Source organism: Streptomyces sp. TAA204, assembly GCF_000424965.1.
The window spans coordinates 286,713-301,360 of the sequence record NZ_AUKW01000010.1 but is presented as its reverse complement, the minus strand read 5'-3'; the positions used below and the strand labels follow the sequence as shown (position 1 = coordinate 301,360).

20 protein-coding genes are annotated in these 14,648 nt (G+C 69.3%); 14 read left to right on the top strand and 6 right to left on the bottom strand.

The genetic code is table 11. The annotated features are described in order from the left end of the window. Positions 1 to 51: 51 nt before the first annotated feature. Complete coding sequence (locus tag H343_RS0117660; RefSeq protein ID WP_486586936.1) at positions 52 to 774, top strand: VC0807 family protein; 723 nt, start codon at positions 52 to 54, stop codon at positions 772 to 774. Positions 775 to 953: 179 nt separating this feature from the next. On the opposite strand, the gene H343_RS0117655 is transcribed toward H343_RS0117660, so the two are convergent. Beyond that, positions 954 to 2,006, bottom strand: coding sequence for a methyltransferase (locus H343_RS0117655; RefSeq protein WP_037904072.1), 1,053 nt, complete (start codon positions 2,004 to 2,006; stop codon positions 954 to 956). Positions 2,007 to 2,121: 115 nt separating this feature from the next. Between H343_RS0117655 and H343_RS0117650 the strand changes: the two genes are divergently transcribed. Continuing rightward, the gene (locus H343_RS0117650; protein WP_028432245.1) at positions 2,122 to 2,553 is read left to right on the top strand and encodes a phosphatase domain-containing protein; all 432 of its coding nucleotides are present in this window, start codon (positions 2,122 to 2,124) and stop codon (positions 2,551 to 2,553) included. A 158-nt stretch (positions 2,554 to 2,711) separates the two neighbouring features. On the opposite strand, the gene H343_RS0117645 is transcribed toward H343_RS0117650, so the two are convergent. Further along, entirely contained in the window at positions 2,712 to 3,119 is a 408-nt protein-coding gene (locus H343_RS0117645; protein ID WP_028432244.1) for a DUF5997 family protein, read from the bottom strand. A 58-nt stretch (positions 3,120 to 3,177) separates the two neighbouring features. On the opposite strand from H343_RS0117645, the gene H343_RS0117640 reads away from it, so the two are divergent. The 3 genes from H343_RS0117640 (at position 3,178) to H343_RS0117630 (ending at position 5,074) form a co-directional block, all read left to right on the top strand. After that, on the top strand, positions 3,178 to 3,927 hold the full coding sequence (locus H343_RS0117640; protein ID WP_028432243.1) for a LysR family transcriptional regulator substrate-binding protein: 750 nt from the start codon (positions 3,178 to 3,180) through the stop codon (positions 3,925 to 3,927). Between the two features lie 294 nt (positions 3,928 to 4,221). Further along, positions 4,222 to 4,749, top strand: coding sequence for a hypothetical protein (locus tag H343_RS0117635; RefSeq protein WP_028432242.1), 528 nt, complete (start codon positions 4,222 to 4,224; stop codon positions 4,747 to 4,749). Continuing rightward, a complete protein-coding gene (locus tag H343_RS0117630; RefSeq protein WP_028432241.1) occupies positions 4,736 to 5,074 on the top strand; it encodes a transcriptional regulator in 339 nt (112 codons plus the stop codon). Before H343_RS0117635 ends, H343_RS0117630 begins: the two co-directional genes overlap by 14 nt. Positions 5,075 to 5,337: 263 nt before the next feature. Here H343_RS0117630 and rpsR read toward each other — a convergent pair whose 3' ends face one another. Genes rpsR through rpmG form a run of 4 tightly spaced genes read right to left on the bottom strand, consistent with a single transcriptional unit; the run spans position 5,338 to position 7,213 of the window. Next, positions 5,338 to 5,574 (bottom strand): 30S ribosomal protein S18, encoded by a 237-nt coding sequence (gene rpsR, locus H343_RS0117625; RefSeq protein WP_028432240.1) that lies wholly within the window; start codon positions 5,572 to 5,574, stop codon positions 5,338 to 5,340. A 45-nt stretch (positions 5,575 to 5,619) separates the two neighbouring features. Beyond that, on the bottom strand, positions 5,620 to 6,771 hold the full coding sequence (locus H343_RS0117620; RefSeq protein ID WP_028432239.1) for a CobW family GTP-binding protein: 1,152 nt from the start codon (positions 6,769 to 6,771) through the stop codon (positions 5,620 to 5,622). Next, positions 6,771 to 7,025 (bottom strand): type B 50S ribosomal protein L31, encoded by a 255-nt coding sequence (locus H343_RS0117615; protein WP_028432238.1) that lies wholly within the window; start codon positions 7,023 to 7,025, stop codon positions 6,771 to 6,773. The genes H343_RS0117620 and H343_RS0117615 overlap by 1 nt, the downstream gene beginning before the upstream one ends. Positions 7,026 to 7,048: 23 nt before the next feature. After that, on the bottom strand, positions 7,049 to 7,213 hold the full coding sequence (rpmG, locus tag H343_RS0117610) for a 50S ribosomal protein L33 (RefSeq protein ID WP_028432237.1): 165 nt from the start codon (positions 7,211 to 7,213) through the stop codon (positions 7,049 to 7,051). A 64-nt stretch (positions 7,214 to 7,277) separates the two neighbouring features. On the opposite strand from rpmG, the gene rpmB reads away from it, so the two are divergent. The 9 genes from rpmB (at position 7,278) to H343_RS0117565 (ending at position 14,646) form a co-directional block, all read left to right on the top strand. Beyond that, positions 7,278 to 7,514 carry a 50S ribosomal protein L28 gene (gene rpmB, locus H343_RS0117605; protein WP_028432236.1) on the top strand — a complete coding sequence of 79 codons (237 nt, stop codon included), beginning with the start codon at positions 7,278 to 7,280 and terminating at the stop codon, positions 7,512 to 7,514. After that, a complete protein-coding gene (gene rpsN, locus H343_RS0117600) occupies positions 7,514 to 7,819 on the top strand; it encodes a 30S ribosomal protein S14 (protein ID WP_028432235.1) in 306 nt (101 codons plus the stop codon). The genes rpmB and rpsN overlap by 1 nt, the downstream gene beginning before the upstream one ends. Positions 7,820 to 8,219: 400 nt before the next feature. Then, positions 8,220 to 8,372 (top strand): hypothetical protein, encoded by a 153-nt coding sequence (locus tag H343_RS35320; protein WP_158679575.1) that lies wholly within the window; start codon positions 8,220 to 8,222, stop codon positions 8,370 to 8,372. Between the two features lie 12 nt (positions 8,373 to 8,384). Then, a complete protein-coding gene (locus H343_RS0117590; RefSeq protein ID WP_028432234.1) occupies positions 8,385 to 9,392 on the top strand; it encodes a pyridoxal-phosphate dependent enzyme in 1,008 nt (335 codons plus the stop codon). A 103-nt stretch (positions 9,393 to 9,495) separates the two neighbouring features. Next, on the top strand, positions 9,496 to 10,341 hold the full coding sequence (locus tag H343_RS0117585; protein WP_028432233.1) for a Rossmann-like domain-containing protein: 846 nt from the start codon (positions 9,496 to 9,498) through the stop codon (positions 10,339 to 10,341). After that, positions 10,338 to 11,654 (top strand): MFS transporter, encoded by a 1,317-nt coding sequence (locus tag H343_RS0117580; RefSeq protein ID WP_028432232.1) that lies wholly within the window; start codon positions 10,338 to 10,340, stop codon positions 11,652 to 11,654. The genes H343_RS0117585 and H343_RS0117580 overlap by 4 nt, the downstream gene beginning before the upstream one ends. 160 nt (positions 11,655 to 11,814) lie before the next feature. Then, positions 11,815 to 12,843 carry a FecCD family ABC transporter permease gene (locus tag H343_RS0117575; protein WP_486586935.1) on the top strand — a complete coding sequence of 343 codons (1,029 nt, stop codon included), beginning with the start codon at positions 11,815 to 11,817 and terminating at the stop codon, positions 12,841 to 12,843. 1 nt (position 12,844) lies between these two features. Next, entirely contained in the window at positions 12,845 to 13,657 is an 813-nt protein-coding gene (locus H343_RS0117570) for an ABC transporter ATP-binding protein (protein WP_028432230.1), read from the top strand. Then, entirely contained in the window at positions 13,636 to 14,646 is a 1,011-nt protein-coding gene (locus tag H343_RS0117565) for an ABC transporter substrate-binding protein (protein WP_028432229.1), read from the top strand. The genes H343_RS0117570 and H343_RS0117565 overlap by 22 nt, the downstream gene beginning before the upstream one ends. Positions 14,647 to 14,648: the final 2 nt, after the last annotated feature.

The following is a 14,648-nucleotide window of genomic DNA, read 5'->3' as shown; positions in this document are numbered from 1 at the left end:
AGAGATCTCCGGGCCGAGGATCCCCCGACGGCGAAGTCAGGAAGGGCATGCATGAGCGAGCGGACAGAGCCCGAGGACTCCCGGACGCAGGACGAACAGGAGGACACGGAGTCGCCGTTGGCGGGCGGACTCGCACTCCTGCTGGACGTGGGAGTGCCCGTGGCGTCGTACTACGTTCTCAGCAAAGGCGTCGGCCTGAGCGTTGTGGCCTCTCTGGCCTGGAGCAGTGTGGTCCCCGCGGTCCGCACCTCCTGGAGCGTGCTGGTGAGCCGCAGCACCAACCGCTTCGCCCTGACCGTGCTCGTGGTCACCCTTGTCGGTCTCGCGCTGAGTCTCTGGACGGGCGACGCCCGGCTGATGCTGGCCAAGGACAGCGGCGCCACGGCCGCGCTGAGCATCGCCGTACTCGTCTCGGCCGTGCGCGGCACGCCGTTGATGTCCGCCGCGCTCAAACCCTGGCTCATCAGGGGCGATCCGAAACGGAGCGCGGCATGGCGGCGACTGTCGGCCTCCTCGGACAGCTTCCGCAAGGCCGAGCGCCGCTACTCCGTCGTATGGGGCATCGCGCTGTTCACCGAATGCCTGCTGCGGGTGATCGGGGCGTACACGCTGCCGGTTGACTTCATGGTCTGGTTCAGCACGGTCATTCTCGCCGTGTGCGTCGTGATCGCCGTGCTCATCTCCACCTACGTGTCCACGAAGCCCATGGAACGCATGGTGGCGGCCGCGATCAAAACCCCGGCCGCGGCCCCCGGAGGCGCCGGGCCGGCCTGATAGAGCGCGACGGGGCGAACCCGCGGGGAGGGGCGCTGGAGGGGCCCTTCATTCCGTGGCCTCCGCAGGAGGGTTCATCGCCTCTCCGCCCGCCGGGCCGCGCCCGGGAACGGACCGGAGCCCTCCCGCAGCGCGTTCCGGAACGCCTCCGACGGCCCGGAGGCGTTCCGGCCTCCGCCCTACGCCTCCGCGGCTGCGGGCTTGCGCGCGACGACGGCCCCGTTGGCTCCCGCGGCCTCGAAGCGCACGACGTACGGCTCCTCGAATCCCGCGCCGGTGAGCCAGGAGGCGTACTCCGTCTCGGAGTAGTTCTGACCACCGGGGTGCGAGAGGAGCATGTTCATTCCCATGAGGGCCGCCGTCGACGGGCCGGTGCGGTCGGCGTTGAGCAGCAGTTCGCAGATCAGTACGGCTCCGCCCGGCTCCAGCGCATCCCAGCACTTCTTCAGCAGGGCACGGTTGGCTGCCTCGTCGCCGCAGTGCAGCACCTGGCTCAGCAGTATCGCGTCGTGTCCGCCCGGCAGTTCGGGATCACTCGTGAAGTCACCCGGCACGGAGTCGATGACGTCCTGCATGCCGGCCGCCTCGACCTTCTCGTTCACGATCTCGCAGACATGCGGCAGTTCGTAGACGGAGGCCACAAGGCCCGGTGTGCGGCGGCAGATCTCGATGGGGAAGCCCCCCGAGCCGCCGCCGACGTCGAGCAGGCGACGGTGCTGCCCGAAGTCGTAGACGCCAGCCAGCTCCCGTGCCGTGAAACCGGCGAGCGCGTGCATGGCGTTCCAGAAGAAGTCCATCAGGAAACGGTCCTCGGCCGAGTCGAAGACGCTGTCCTGCTTGTCGGAGTCCATGAACATCGGCCGGTTCGTGCGCAGCGAATGGACGACGTGCTGCCAGCCGGGATACATCGCGTGGTTGTAGAACTGGAGGTAGCCGCCGAAGAAGTACGGGCGCCCCTCGACCAGATACTCCTCCGCCACGGCGGAGTTGCGGTACCGCTCGCCGTCCTTCTCCAGCAGCTCGATGGAGGTGAGGGCGGTGAGGAGGACATCCGCCGGACGGCGGTCGATGCCGACGAGTTCGGCGAACTCCTCCACGGTGACGGCACGTCCGCCGGCAAGCCGGGTGAAGACGTTCAGCTCGACCCCGGCCGCGAAGGTCTTGAAGCTCATGAAGCCGTTGGTGAGTTCCAGAAGCGGCAGCTGCGACGGGCCTTGTTCCGAGCGTTCCATGACTTTTCTCCTTGCACTGCCGCGACCGATGGACACCGCTCCGATTGTCCGGACGAACCTACGGTGCGCCCGGTTAGTGGAATCCCTACATCGGCGGGCCGCTACGCTTGGCCGGGTGAGCGAGACGTGGGACCGGAGCGGCGCCGGAATCCTGCGCCTCCCCTCGGGACGGCTGGTGCGCGGCCGAGGACTGCGCCGCCCGCTCCCGCCCGGCCCCGAACCCTCCTTCTCCGTCTTCCTCCTGGGCCGGCGGCCGCCCGAAGTCCCCTGGGACGCCCGATGGCTGCGCTGGCCGGACTTCCGCCTGCCCACGAGCCGCATGCAGGCGCAGGCCCTGCTCAGCGAGGCGTGGTCCCGCGCGGAAGCCGAACGCGTGGAGGTGGCGTGCGGCGGAGGCCGCGGCCGTACGGGTACGGCGCTGGCCTGTCTGGCCGTACTCGACGGGGTGCCGGCGGCCGACGCCGTCTCCTTCGTGCGGCGCAGATATGACCCCCGAGCTGTGGAGACCCCGTGGCAGCGCCGCTTCGTGCTCCGCTTCACCGAGTGATTCCGCACCAACCGCGACACGCTCCGGAACTGCGGGGGCGCCCCGGCCCGTTCCGCCCGTCCGCCGCCGCCGACGGGCAGCGTGAGCCGTGACGCAGGCGGCTTCGTGGGGGCGCGGGCGGACGATCGCCCGCCTTCGTCAGGACGCGGGCGCTGCGGTCAGCGGGCTTGCCCGCCTCGTTCCGCCTGCTGCTTCGCCCGGTTCTTCTCCTTGATGCGCGCTGTTTCCTTCCGGACCTCGGCCTGGGTGGCGCGTTCCTGCCGCAGCCACTCGGGAAGTTCCTCCTTCAGCGCCTCGATCTGCTCGGTGGTGAGAGGTTCGGTGACTCCGCCACGCGCGAGACCCGAGGCGGAGACTCCCAGCTTCGCCGCTACGACCGGGCGGGGGTGCGGCCCGTTGCGGCGGAGCTCCACGAGCCACTGAGGCGGATCGGCCTGAAGTGCGTTCAGCTCGCTGCGCGAGACGACACCCTCCTGGAATTCGGGGGGCGTGGCCTCGAGGTACACACCCAGTTTCTTCGCCGCGGTCGCGGGCTTCATGGTCTGGGTGTTCTGGCGGGACGTCATGTGTCCAGGGTATCGAGTGAGTGCCGGGCCTCGGACCAGCGCCCGGTATTCTGGCGGCGTGACCAGCTCTGAGGCATCCCAGTCGTTCCGGGTCGCCTACGTGCCGGGCGTGACGCCGGCCAAGTGGGTGCGCATCTGGAACGAGCGGCTGCCCGACGTTCCGCTGGCCCTTGTCGCGGTGAGCGCCGCCGAGGCGTCGGATGTGCTGCGGGACGGCGGCGCCGACGCGGGCTTCGTACGGTTGCCGGTCGACCGTACGTACTTCAGCGCCATCCCCCTCTACACCGAGACGACGGTGGTCGTGGTCCCCAAGGATCACGTCCTGACGGTGGTCGACGAGGTGACGACCGAGAGCCTGGCCGACGAAGTCGTGCTGCACCCGCTCGACGACACCCTCGACTGGGAGAGTCTGCCGGGCCGGCCGGCGATCGAGCGGCCCGCCACGACAGCGGCTGCCGTCGAACTCGTGGCGGCGGGAGTGGGCCTGCTCGTCGTGCCGCAGTCTCTCGCCCGTCTGCACCACCGCAGGGACCTCACCTACCGGCCGGTCACGGACGCACCGCAGTCACGTGTCGCACTCTCGTGGCCGGAGGAGATGACCACCGACATGGTGGAGGACTTCATCGGCGTCGTCCGCGGGCGGACCGTCAACAGCACACGGGGGCGCGCAGCCAAGGGACGCGCAGCCACCCCGGCGCAGCCGAAGCGCGCCCCGGCAGGCGGTGCGCAGGGCAAGCCCGCGGGAAGGAAGCCACGCCAGGGGACCGGCCCTCGGGGCGGCAAGCGCCGCGGGCGTGGCCGCCGGTAGCAGGCCCCCGTGCCCGGCACCTGGACGGCCGGCACCTTGCGTGCTTGGCCCCGCCCCCTTCGGTGAGGCGGCGGGGCCGCGGTTCTGCGTTGGCGCCCGAGCCTCCCATGCCCTTCTGCACCGTCGGCGGCCTGGTCACCGCAGTACGTCTTCGGTCTCCGGTGGCCGGGGCGTCGGGTCACGGACACCGGTGTTCCGGAAAGTTGACACGCCCCCATGAAGAAACTACTTTCCTGACAGGAAACAGAGGCTGAGCCTGCTGCCCCTCTCCCCGATTTCATGGAGGTAATCATCATGTCCGCACATCAGACCCCCACGCCGGACGAGGCCGCACGTACTCTCCGGGACGTCGAGCAGCGCCGGATACAGGCTGCTGAGGACAGCGGAGGCGCGAGGTGGGTGTACGTCGTCCTCGGTCTTGCGGCCTTCCTGCTGCTGGCCGCCCCCGACTGGGTCGGCGATGAGGCGCAGGTCCTGGTGTCGATCGGATACGCGGCGCTTGCCGTGGCTTACGTCATCCTGTTGCGCACGCGGCGGGGCTCGGCGCTGCTCGGCCACCGCACGGGCCGCCGCAAGGAGGAACTGGACGGAGCGTTCCTGCGCAGGAGGCGGCTCGCGCTGCTCGCGGTGATGGCGGTCGGCTTGGTCCTCTCCGTGCTGGGCAGCCGCGTCTCGCTCGACCTGGCCTACTGGCACACCGCTACCGGGGCACTGCTGGGTGCCGCAGTCATCTTCCTGGGGCCGGCGTGGGACCGGGCGGTGAGGACCCGAGCAGTGCGCGGGGGCCGCACCGTGGGGGAGGGGCCCGGTGTCGCGAGCTGAATTCGATTCCGTGCTCCTGGACTCCACACGGCTGACCATCGTGTCGTTGCTGGCGGGTGCCGAGTGGGCGGAGTGGTCCTGGGTCAGAGAGGCGGCGGAGGTCTCGGCCTCCGCCCTCTCCAAGCAGATCGGCACCCTGGAGAACCACGGCTACGTCGACGTGAAGAAGGGCTACGTCGGCAAGCGCCCCCGCACCTGGGTGGCCCTGAGCAAGGCCGGGCGCACCGCACTGGAGAAACACGCCGCGGCCCTGCAGCAGATCGTGGACTCATCCCGCCGCGCGACGGGACAACTACCGGGCGAGGGGCGAGCGGAGAGCCCATGACCCTCCGCCCGCACCGGCGCGCAGGACCGCGGCGTGGAGGAACGGCCGCGGCCTCCGCGTACGCCCGGCGGATCAGCCGGGACGCCGGGACGGGGCGGGACCGGCAGCGGCACGGGCGCTCCGAAGACGGGACAGCGACCGGCCGGTGGCGGCTGCCGCCCCGCTCTTCGCAGGCAGAGCTCACGACAAGCGGGGCGGTTACAGCCGGGTGGGGCTCTTCGTTGCGGCGGGCAGTGCTCCTCCGCCCTGCGGCGGAGCGGCGTTCACCGGCTCCCGTAAGGCAGCAGAGCCATCTCGCGGGCGTTCTTGATCGCCCGTGCCAGCTGCCGCTGCTGCTGGGCGGAGACGCGCGAGACGCGGCGGCTGCGGATCTTGCCCCTGTCGGAGATGAACTTCCGCAGGAGGTCGGTGTCCTTGTAGTCGATGTAGGTGATGCCGGCTGCGTCCAGCGGATTGCGGCGCGGCTTGGCGGGCTTGCGGGCGGCGTTGTTGCGGGACACGGGATCTCCAGGGGCGGGGTGCGGGCGTCGGTGGTTTCCGTGGCGTCAGGTCGCGCGGTCGAGAAGCGGGGCGAAGGCGGGCGGCAGCCGTCGCCACCCTTCGGGGCCTTCGGCGTATTCGGCGTCGGTCAGCAGGCAGGAGTCGAGGGCTTCTTCGAGTCCGTCGCGGTCGAGGGCCGGTGAGGTGAAGACCAGGTGCTGGCAGCGGTCGCCGTGTTCGGGGTGCCAGTCGAGTGCGGCGGCGGCCGTGCGCTCCGCTGGGACCATTTCCCAGGCGGCGTCCGGGAGTGCGGCCAGCCAGGGGCCCGCCTCCTCGACGCTGAGTGCGCCTCCGGCGGCGTCCCATGCCAGCAGGGTGTCGGGGCGGTCGGCGAGCCAGAAGCGGCCTCGGCTGCGGGCGGCCGCGCAGGTGAGGTCCTCCAGTGCCTGGTAGAGCCGTTCCGGGTGGAAGGGACGGTCGCGGTGCCAGACGTAGGTGCTCACGCCGCTCTGGTCGGCATCCTGCGGCAGCAGGGCGCAAGCGGGTTCCTGGGCCGCTGCGGCGGCGCGTACGTCGAATCCGGCCAGGGCGGCGGCCGGCAGTTCCAGTGAGGCGGGATGTATGTGCCGGGCCGTGGGGTGGAGTTGGCTGAGCAGGGCCGCGTCCTCCTCGTCCGCGTCGTCGCTGTCGACGAGGGCGAGTACGGGGGCGTATTCCAGCTGACGGGCGAAGGTGTCGGCGACGGTCCGCTGGTCGGTGGGGGCGGCGGCGAGACCCGCGTCGGCCAGGTCGTCGCCGTTGCCGAGGCAGGGCAGAACCAGCGCGGGGTCGACGGCCGTGACGACATTGGTGAGGACCGCGTCTTCGGCGTGCGCGGCAACGACTTCGGCCATGGCCTGGGGCTCGACCGAGTCCCACAGTTCCACGACGGCGAGACGGGCCATGCCGTCCGCGGCCAGCCGCTCCAGTTCGGGGATCAGGTCCTCGCGCAGTGCGCAGCAGGCGCAGCCGTTGACCAACGGGGCTTCTCCTGCGTGCAGTTCGCCGGAGGCACTGCGTATGGTCCGCCGCACCGTTCCCTGTGAGGCCCTCGAGTGGTCGTGGTGCAGTGCGACGCTGCCGGGCACGGCAAGCAGCAGACGCTGTACGACCTCGGTGCGGGCCTCGGAGTGCAGACCGCACACGATGACGACGGGTAGCTTCGGCGGGCTCTCCATCAGCGGGCCTCCCGGCGGCCGTAGCGGCGCTCGAAGCGCTCGACCCGGCCTGCTGTGTCAAGTACGCGGGCCGTACCCGTGTAGAACGGGTGGCTCTCGGAGGAGATCTCGACATCGATGACGGGGTAGCTGTTGCCGTCCTCCCAGTCGGTCGTCGTGTCGCTGGTCGCGGTCGAGCGGGTGAGGAAGGCGAATCCCGCGGCCTTGTCCCGGAAGACGACGGGACCGTAGGCGGGGTGTATGCCCGGCTGCATGGCGCTCTCCTTTGCGTTGGGGGTCAACGGGTTTCGCGGAAGTCGACGTGCCGGCGGGCTATGGGGTCGTACTTGCGCAGGGTCAGGCGGTCGGGGTCGTTCCGGCTGTTCTTGCGGGTCACGTAGGTGTAGCCGGTGCCGGCGGTGGACCGGAGTTTGACGATCGGACGCTGGTCGGTGCTTGGCATGCGTGTAGTATATGGAAATGATTTCCATTAACAAAACCACCGACCATGAGAGGCAGGTCCCCGCTTGTCCGCCCGCTGCCAACTGACAGGCGCCGAGCCCCGATTCGGCAACGCCGTGTCCCACTCGCACCGCCGCTCCCGCCGCCGCTTCGACCCCAACATCCAGCGCAAGCGCTACTGGCTGCCGAGCGAGGGCCGCCACGTGCGGCTCACCCTCAGTGCGAAGGGGGTCAAGACGCTCGACGTGATCGGCGTCGAAAGGGCCGTCGCGAGAATCCGCGCACGAGGAGGGAAGGTCTGATGGCCAAGAAGAGCAAGATCGCCAAGAACGAGAAGCGAAAGGCCGTGGTGGAGAGGTACGCCGCGCGCCGGTCCGAGTTGAAGGAGATCCTTTCCCGGCCCTCCTCGGCGGAGGCGGAGAAGGAGGCCGCCCTGCGTGAATTGCGCCGTCAGCCCCGCGATGCCAGTGCCACGCGGGTCCGCAACCGCGACGCGGTGGACGGGCGGCCGCGCGGACATCTGCGGACCTTCGGGCTGTCACGCGTGCGCGTGCGCGAAATGGCGCACAAGGGATACCTGCCGGGAGTGAGCAAGTCCTCCTGGTGACCCTGGGGCCGGCGTCAGTGCGTTCCGCCGGAGCCGGCGGATCACATAGCGCTGACGCTCTTCGGTGGAGCGTTTCCTGTGGAGGCGCTCACCGGAGGCTCCGTTCCGTACGGCAACTGAGGGTTCAGGGGGCCGCACCCCGTACGGACCCGGCTGCGGGCCGTACGGGGGCGGGGTGACCAGAAGTGCTCTTGACAATCATTTCCATCTGGTCGATGCTCACTGACGCGAGGCAGCCGCTCGGATTCAGCCGTCCCGTATCGGGGCGTGCGCTGCTCCGGGCCGTGAGAACTGCGGCGGGCTGCCTCGGAGTTCACCTCCTGCGGGAGGCGCGCGTCGTGACGGAGCAGTGCAGCCGGACCGGCCGGACCCCGCAGGAAGTACCCCAGCAGGAGGAGCCATGGGCGAGCAGAACCGTACGAGGACAGCACTCTTCGCCGACGACCCGGCAGTGGCCAGGGCGTGGGCTCTTCACGAAACCCTTCCGCACACGCTTCCCGCGGACGAGGTGCAGACCCTGCTGTTCAAGTTGCGCCGAAGTGCAGCAGCCTGACGGGCGCCGGGAATGCACACACACATAGCGGAAGCGATCAAGCAGCCCGACCTGATCCGTCTTGAGCCGGGCCTGATCTGCCTGCGTTTCGAGACGATGAAGATCTACTCGGCCCTGGGAGCGGTTCGCCATCTGCTCGACTCCGGGGCCGTGAAGCCGGGCGACACGCTCATCGACAGCTCAAGCGGCATCTACGCGCAGGCGCTGGCGCTCGCCTGCCACCGCTACGGGCTCAAGTGCCACATCGTGGGGTCCACGACCGTGGACCGGACGCTGCGCGTACAGCTGGAGATCCTCGGCGCCACCCTGGAACAGGTCGAGCCGTCGAAGAATCTGCGGCTGGACCAGGAACTGCGGGTCCGCCGGATCGCGGAGATCCTCGAGGCGAACCCGTCGTACCACTGGATGCGGCAGTACCACGACGAGATCCACTACTACGGCTACCGCGAGGTCGCCGACTTCATGGTGGGGGAAATCCCCGCGGGGCCGGTCACCTTGGTCGGCGGCGTCGGCTCGGGTGCGTCGACAGGGGCCATCGCCACCTACCTGCGGGAATCCGGCAGGGACGTTTCCGTCGTGGGCATACAGCCTTTCGGCAGCGTCACGTTCGGGTCGGAGCACGTCTCCGACCCGGACATGATCATCGCCGGCATAGGCAGTGCCATCGAGTTCAAGAACGTCCGGCATGACCTGTACGACCGGATCCACTGGGTCAACTTCGAATGCGCGCTGTCGGGATCTGTCGAACTGCTGCGAAGCACCGGCATATTCGCCGGGCTCTCGGCCGGGGCGGCGTACCTGACCACCCTCTGGGAACGACGCGGGGACAGCTCTCGCACGTACGTCTTCATCGCGGCCGACACGGGTCACCGCTACGTCGAGGACGCCTACGCCCAGCACCGTGGCGCCAAGGGCATCGAGACTCTGAGGCCACACGAGATCGCCTCTCCCGGCGAGCTGCGACCTCCCTGGTCGGCGGCTTCCTGGCGTGACATGTCCCGGGCAGCGCCCGGCAGTTGAGACCACGCCGAAAACGAAACCAACCCGGCCGGGCCCCGAACGGCCGGCCTCCTGCTCGCAGAGCAGCCAGCAGCACACCCGCCATTGGACGAGAGAACTGAGAATGCCGTACCCGAAGCCGCACACCGTCGCGGAACTGACCGAGGGAATACTGAAGGGGGCCCATGGCCCGGATCCGAAGGACGTGACCGTCACCAGCGCCTTCTGGCTCTACCACACCACGCGGCTCGCGGGCGGCGACGTCACGTACCACAACCACTACCTCCTGCTGCGGGTCGGAGAAGGGTTTGGCGCCTGCTCCTTCGAAGCGGGCGAGGTGCGCCCCGATTTCTGCGAGAACGCCTCCGGCTCCACCCTGGATACACTCCTGCGCAGCGAGACCGCCTCCATACGTATCGCCGCACTGGACGCCTACCTCTCCCGCGTGCGGCCGCACCGGGAGGCCGGTGAGGCCGAGCCGGTCACACTCCCCACGGGAAGCCCGGAAATACGGGCAAGGGCGCGGGACGCCGCCGTCGCCGGGCTCCTCGACCTTGAGCCGGGCGCCAGGGTGGCTCTGATCGGTGTGGTGAATCCACTGATCGAAGCGATACGTGAGCGGGGCGGCGTCGCTCTGCCCTGCGACCTGAACCTGCGCACCACCCAGTGGGGTGAGCCCGTCTCGGACGACATGACCGAGGTTCTCGAGCAGGCCGACGCGGTGGTGGCCACCGGAATGACCCTCGGCAACGGCACGTTCGACCTGATTCTCGAGCGCTGCAGGCTGCACGACCTCCCGCTTGTGATCTACGCACAGACCGGCAGCGCCGTCGCCCGCGCGTTCCTGTCCAGCGGTGTCACCGCCCTCTCGGCCGAGTCCTTCCCGTTCTCGCAGTTCAGCGCTGACGCGACCGTCCTGTACCGCTACCGGGCCGACAGTTCCGCGGCGGCACTCGAGGAGGCATCGTGAGCGCCGGCACCGGGACTTCGCAGATGAAGCGGGACGACCATGACTCCGGTGAGCAGCTTCCGGGCGACCTGAAGATGACGCGCATGCTGTGGCCGATCCTCCTGGCCTCGGCCGTCGGGCTGCTGCCGTTCACCATCTTCAGCACGTATCTCGTACCGATCGCGGACGAGTCCGGGAGCAGCGTCGCGGCGATGGGCGGGCTCCGCGGACTCGGCGGGCTCGCGGCGCTGCTGGTGGGTACGGCACTGGCGCCGCTGATAGACCGTGTTCCGAAGGAGTGGGCGGCTGCCGGCGGGCTCGGCGTCCTTGCGGCCTCGGCCGCTCTCGGAGCGAGCGGAGAATACATCCTTCTGGTGGCGTTCTGCCTGCTCGTGGGGGCGGGGACGGCCGTACTCAACCCCGCTCTGACCGCGGCCGCCGCGGACCGGTTCGGTTCCGGGAAGGCGGCCGGCAGAGCGGCGACGCTGGTCACGGCAACCCAGTCCATGACCGCCATGCTGGCGGCGCCCCTGATCGCGCTGCCCGCGGTGTTCTGGGGATGGGAGGGGGACCTGCTGGCGGTCAGTGTCATCTCGCTGCTGCTCGCGGCCGTTCTGCTCTCACGGCGCGGGTGGTCCGGCGTGGACGGAGAGGGAGAGGCCGGCAGCGGTGAGAGGTTGACCTACCTCGCCTCCTTCAAGGCACTCGCCGCAGTGCGTGGTGCCGTGCCGCTGCTGCTGATCTCCTTTCTCCGCACGGCCGTGTTCATGGGGTATCTGGCGTATCTGGCCGCGTACTACGACAGCCGGTTCCAACTCGGCCCCGGCCTCTTCTCCTTCGTCTGGACGCTCAGCGGTGCATCGTTCTTCGTGAGCAACCTCCTCACGGGACGCCTGACGAACTCCGCCCGGCCACGGGTGCGTACGGAGCACTTGCTGGTCCTCGGCCTCGTCGCGGCTCTGGCGTCCGTGGTCGGTTTCTACTTCACGCACCGGCTTCCGCCGGCTCTTGTGCTCACCTCGCTCCACGCAGCCAGTCACGCGGTTGTCGCCGCGTGCGCCGTGAGTCTGCTCGTGAGGCGCTGCGGGACGCTGCGCGGATCCGCATTGAGCATCAACGCCGCCGGGATGAGCCTCGGCGTCTTCGTCGGCGCCTCCCTCGGCGGCGCCGGGCTCGGCCTCGCCGGTTACCCCGGAATCGCTCTGGTCTTCGGGGCGCTCATGGCGGCCGCGCTGGGAGCGGCCTTCCTGGTCTCGCGTCTGTCCCGCGACGAACACACCGGCGAGGACGGCACGGAGAACCCCGAGTCGTCCGGCACCTCCACGACCTCGTGACGGGCTCACTCGCGACGGTCATGTCGTCCACCATCCGTACCGGAAAGGACTGCGTATGCGCCCGTCAGCATCCTCCGCGCCGACGGTGAGCAGAGATTCCCGCATCCCGGAGGGGAAGGGGGGTCAGGCCCCCGGCGCCCGTGGTTCCCCTGCCTCACGCATGCGGTTGATGTTGGGCTGCGTCGCGCTGGCTGCCCTGCTGCTGGCGTCCGTCGTTGTCGCGATCGGGCTGGGAACCGCGGTGATCACTCCCGGCGACACGGCCCGGTACCTGTGGGCGGCCCTGAGCGGCGGGACGATCGGCGCGGGTGAGGCGACGGCGTATCAGATCGTCTGGGAGATCCGCACTCCCCGAGTGCTGCTGGCGGCGCTGGTCGGGGCAGGGCTGAGCGCCGTCGGGGCCGCCGTCCAGGCGATGGTGCGCAACGCGCTGGCCGACCCCTACGTCCTGGGCGTCTCCTCGGGAGCGTCCGTCGGCGCCGTCAGCGTCTCGGTCACCGGGGGGCTCGCGGGCCTGGGGATCTACGCGATGTCCGCCGGGGCCTTCCTGGGGGCTCTGGCGGCATCCGCTCTGGTGTACGCCGCAGCCGCCGGCCGGGCCGGGATGTCCCCACTGCGTCTCATCCTCACCGGCGTCGCCATGGCGCTCGGCTTCCAGGCCGTGATGAGCGTGATCATCTATCTGGTTCCCGACAGCGAGGCCACCAGCACGGTCCTGTACTGGACCATGGGCAGCTTCGGCGCCGCGACGTGGGCAGCACTGCCCGCCGTGGCCGCGGCGGTGCTGCTCGGCCTGGTCGTGCTGCGGCGCTACAGCCGCGCACTGGATGTGATGGCGCTCGGCGACGAGACGGCGGCGAGCCTGGGCATCGACCCCGACCGCCACCGCAAGCAACTCCTGCTCCTGGTCTCGCTCGTCACTGGCGCCATGGTCGCCGTGAGCGGTGCCATCAGCTTCGTCGGCCTGGTGATGCCGCACCTGGTGCGCATGGTCGTCGGGTCCGCCCACGCACGCGTGCTCGCCGTCACGCCTCTGGCCGGAGCGGTCTTCATGGTGTGGGTGGATCTCGTGGCCCGGACGCTCCTGGCTCCGCGGGAGCTTCCCCTCGGTGTCATCACCGCACTGGTCGGCGTCCCGGTCTTCATCACCCTGATGCGCCGCAGGGCCTACATGTTCGGAGGCCGCTGACATGCAACTCACCCTCGACCAGCTCTCCGTCGTCACCGACGGCAAGAAGCTGTTGAGCGACCTGTCGCTGACCGTGGCGGACGGCCGGTGCGTCGGCCTGGTCGGCCCCAACGGGAGCGGCAAGTCCACCGCCCTCAGGTGCATCTACCGTGCCCTGCGGCCGAGTTCCGGCACGGTGCGGATCGGTGAGGAGGAACTGCCGCGGCTGAGCATGCGCCGCAGTGCCCAACTGGTCGCCGCCCTGGCGCAGGACGGGGAGATCGATCTCGACTTCACCGTGGAAGAGGTCGTCGCGCTCGGCCGTACGCCCCACATCCGAGGCAATCACGCGCTCAGTTCCCGGGAGCGCGAGCTGTGCGAACAGGTCATGCGCCAGGTCGACATCAGCCACCTGGCCCGCCGCGGCGTACTGACGCTCTCGGGCGGGGAACGTCAACGGGTTCTCGTGGCCCGCGCTCTCGTCCAGGAGCCGAAGATCCTCGTGCTCGACGAGCCGACCAACCATCTCGACGTACGTCATCAGGTGGAGCTGCTGTCGCTGCTGCGCGGCACCGGCCTGACGACCCTGGTCGTCCTGCACGACCTCAACCTCGCCGCCGCGGCCTGCGACACACTCGGCGTTCTCTCCCAAGGACGCCTGGTCGCCTCCGGACCTCCCGGGAAAGTCCTGACGCCGGAAATGGTGCACGACGTCTTCGGCGTGCGGACCACGGTCGTCAGCCACCCGCTGACCGGCGATCCGCAGCTGCTGTACTCCCTCACCCCTCCATCACCGAACGGAAGTGACACCTCATGTCCCTCACCCGGCCACTGAACCACGCACGGCGAGGCGCCGTTGTCGGGTCGGCTGCGGCTGCCGCTCTCCTGCTCACCGGATGCGGTGCCGACGTCGCGACCGACGGGAAGAAGTCCGAGAAGGCCACCGTCAAGAGGTGCGGCGAGCCGGTCGAGTACACCGTCCCCGAGCGCGCGGTCGCCTATGAGGGCGGCAGCGCCGACAAACTCTTCAGCCTCGGACTGACGAAGCACGTCCACGGCTACGTGATGCCACCGGCCAACCCGCCTGTGAGCGAGTCGCCGTGGGCATCCGAATACGCCAAGGTCAAGAAGCTGAGCGACGATCTCCTCAACAAGGAACTCGTCGTCGACGCCAAGGCGGACTTCGTCGTGGCCGGCTGGAACTCCGGCTTCAGCGACCAGCGCGGCATCACCCCGGAGATCCTCGACAAACTCAGGATCCAGAGCTTCATGCACACCGAGAGCTGCTACAACTACCCGGGGTACCCCGAGAAGAAGACCCCCTTCGAAGCCCTCTACACCGACCTGGAGCGGCTGGGGAAGATCTTCGAAGTGGAGAAGAAGGCGAAGAAGGTCGTCGACGACCTCCGGCAGCGCGAGAAGGCCGTGTCCGCGAAGGCGCCCGAGGGCAGCTCCGTACCGGTCTTCCTCTACGACTCCGGCACGGACCAGCCCTTCACGGCAGGTAACCAGGTGCCGCCCAACGACATCATCGACAAGGCCGGTGGGAAGAACGTCTTCTCGAATCTCGACCAGCGCTGGACACAGGTGAGCTGGGAGAGCGTCACCAAGGCCGAGCCCGAGGTCGTCATCATCCTCGACTACGGGGACAAGCCTGCCGAGAAGAAGATCGAGTTCCTGAAGAACTCACCGCAGAGCAGGAACATGCCCGCCGTGAAGAAGGACAACTTCTTCATCCTCGACTACAACGAGGGCATCAGCGGACCGCGCAACATCGGCGGTCTGGAGAAGTTCGGCGAGTACCTGCGGAAACTGGAACGCTGACG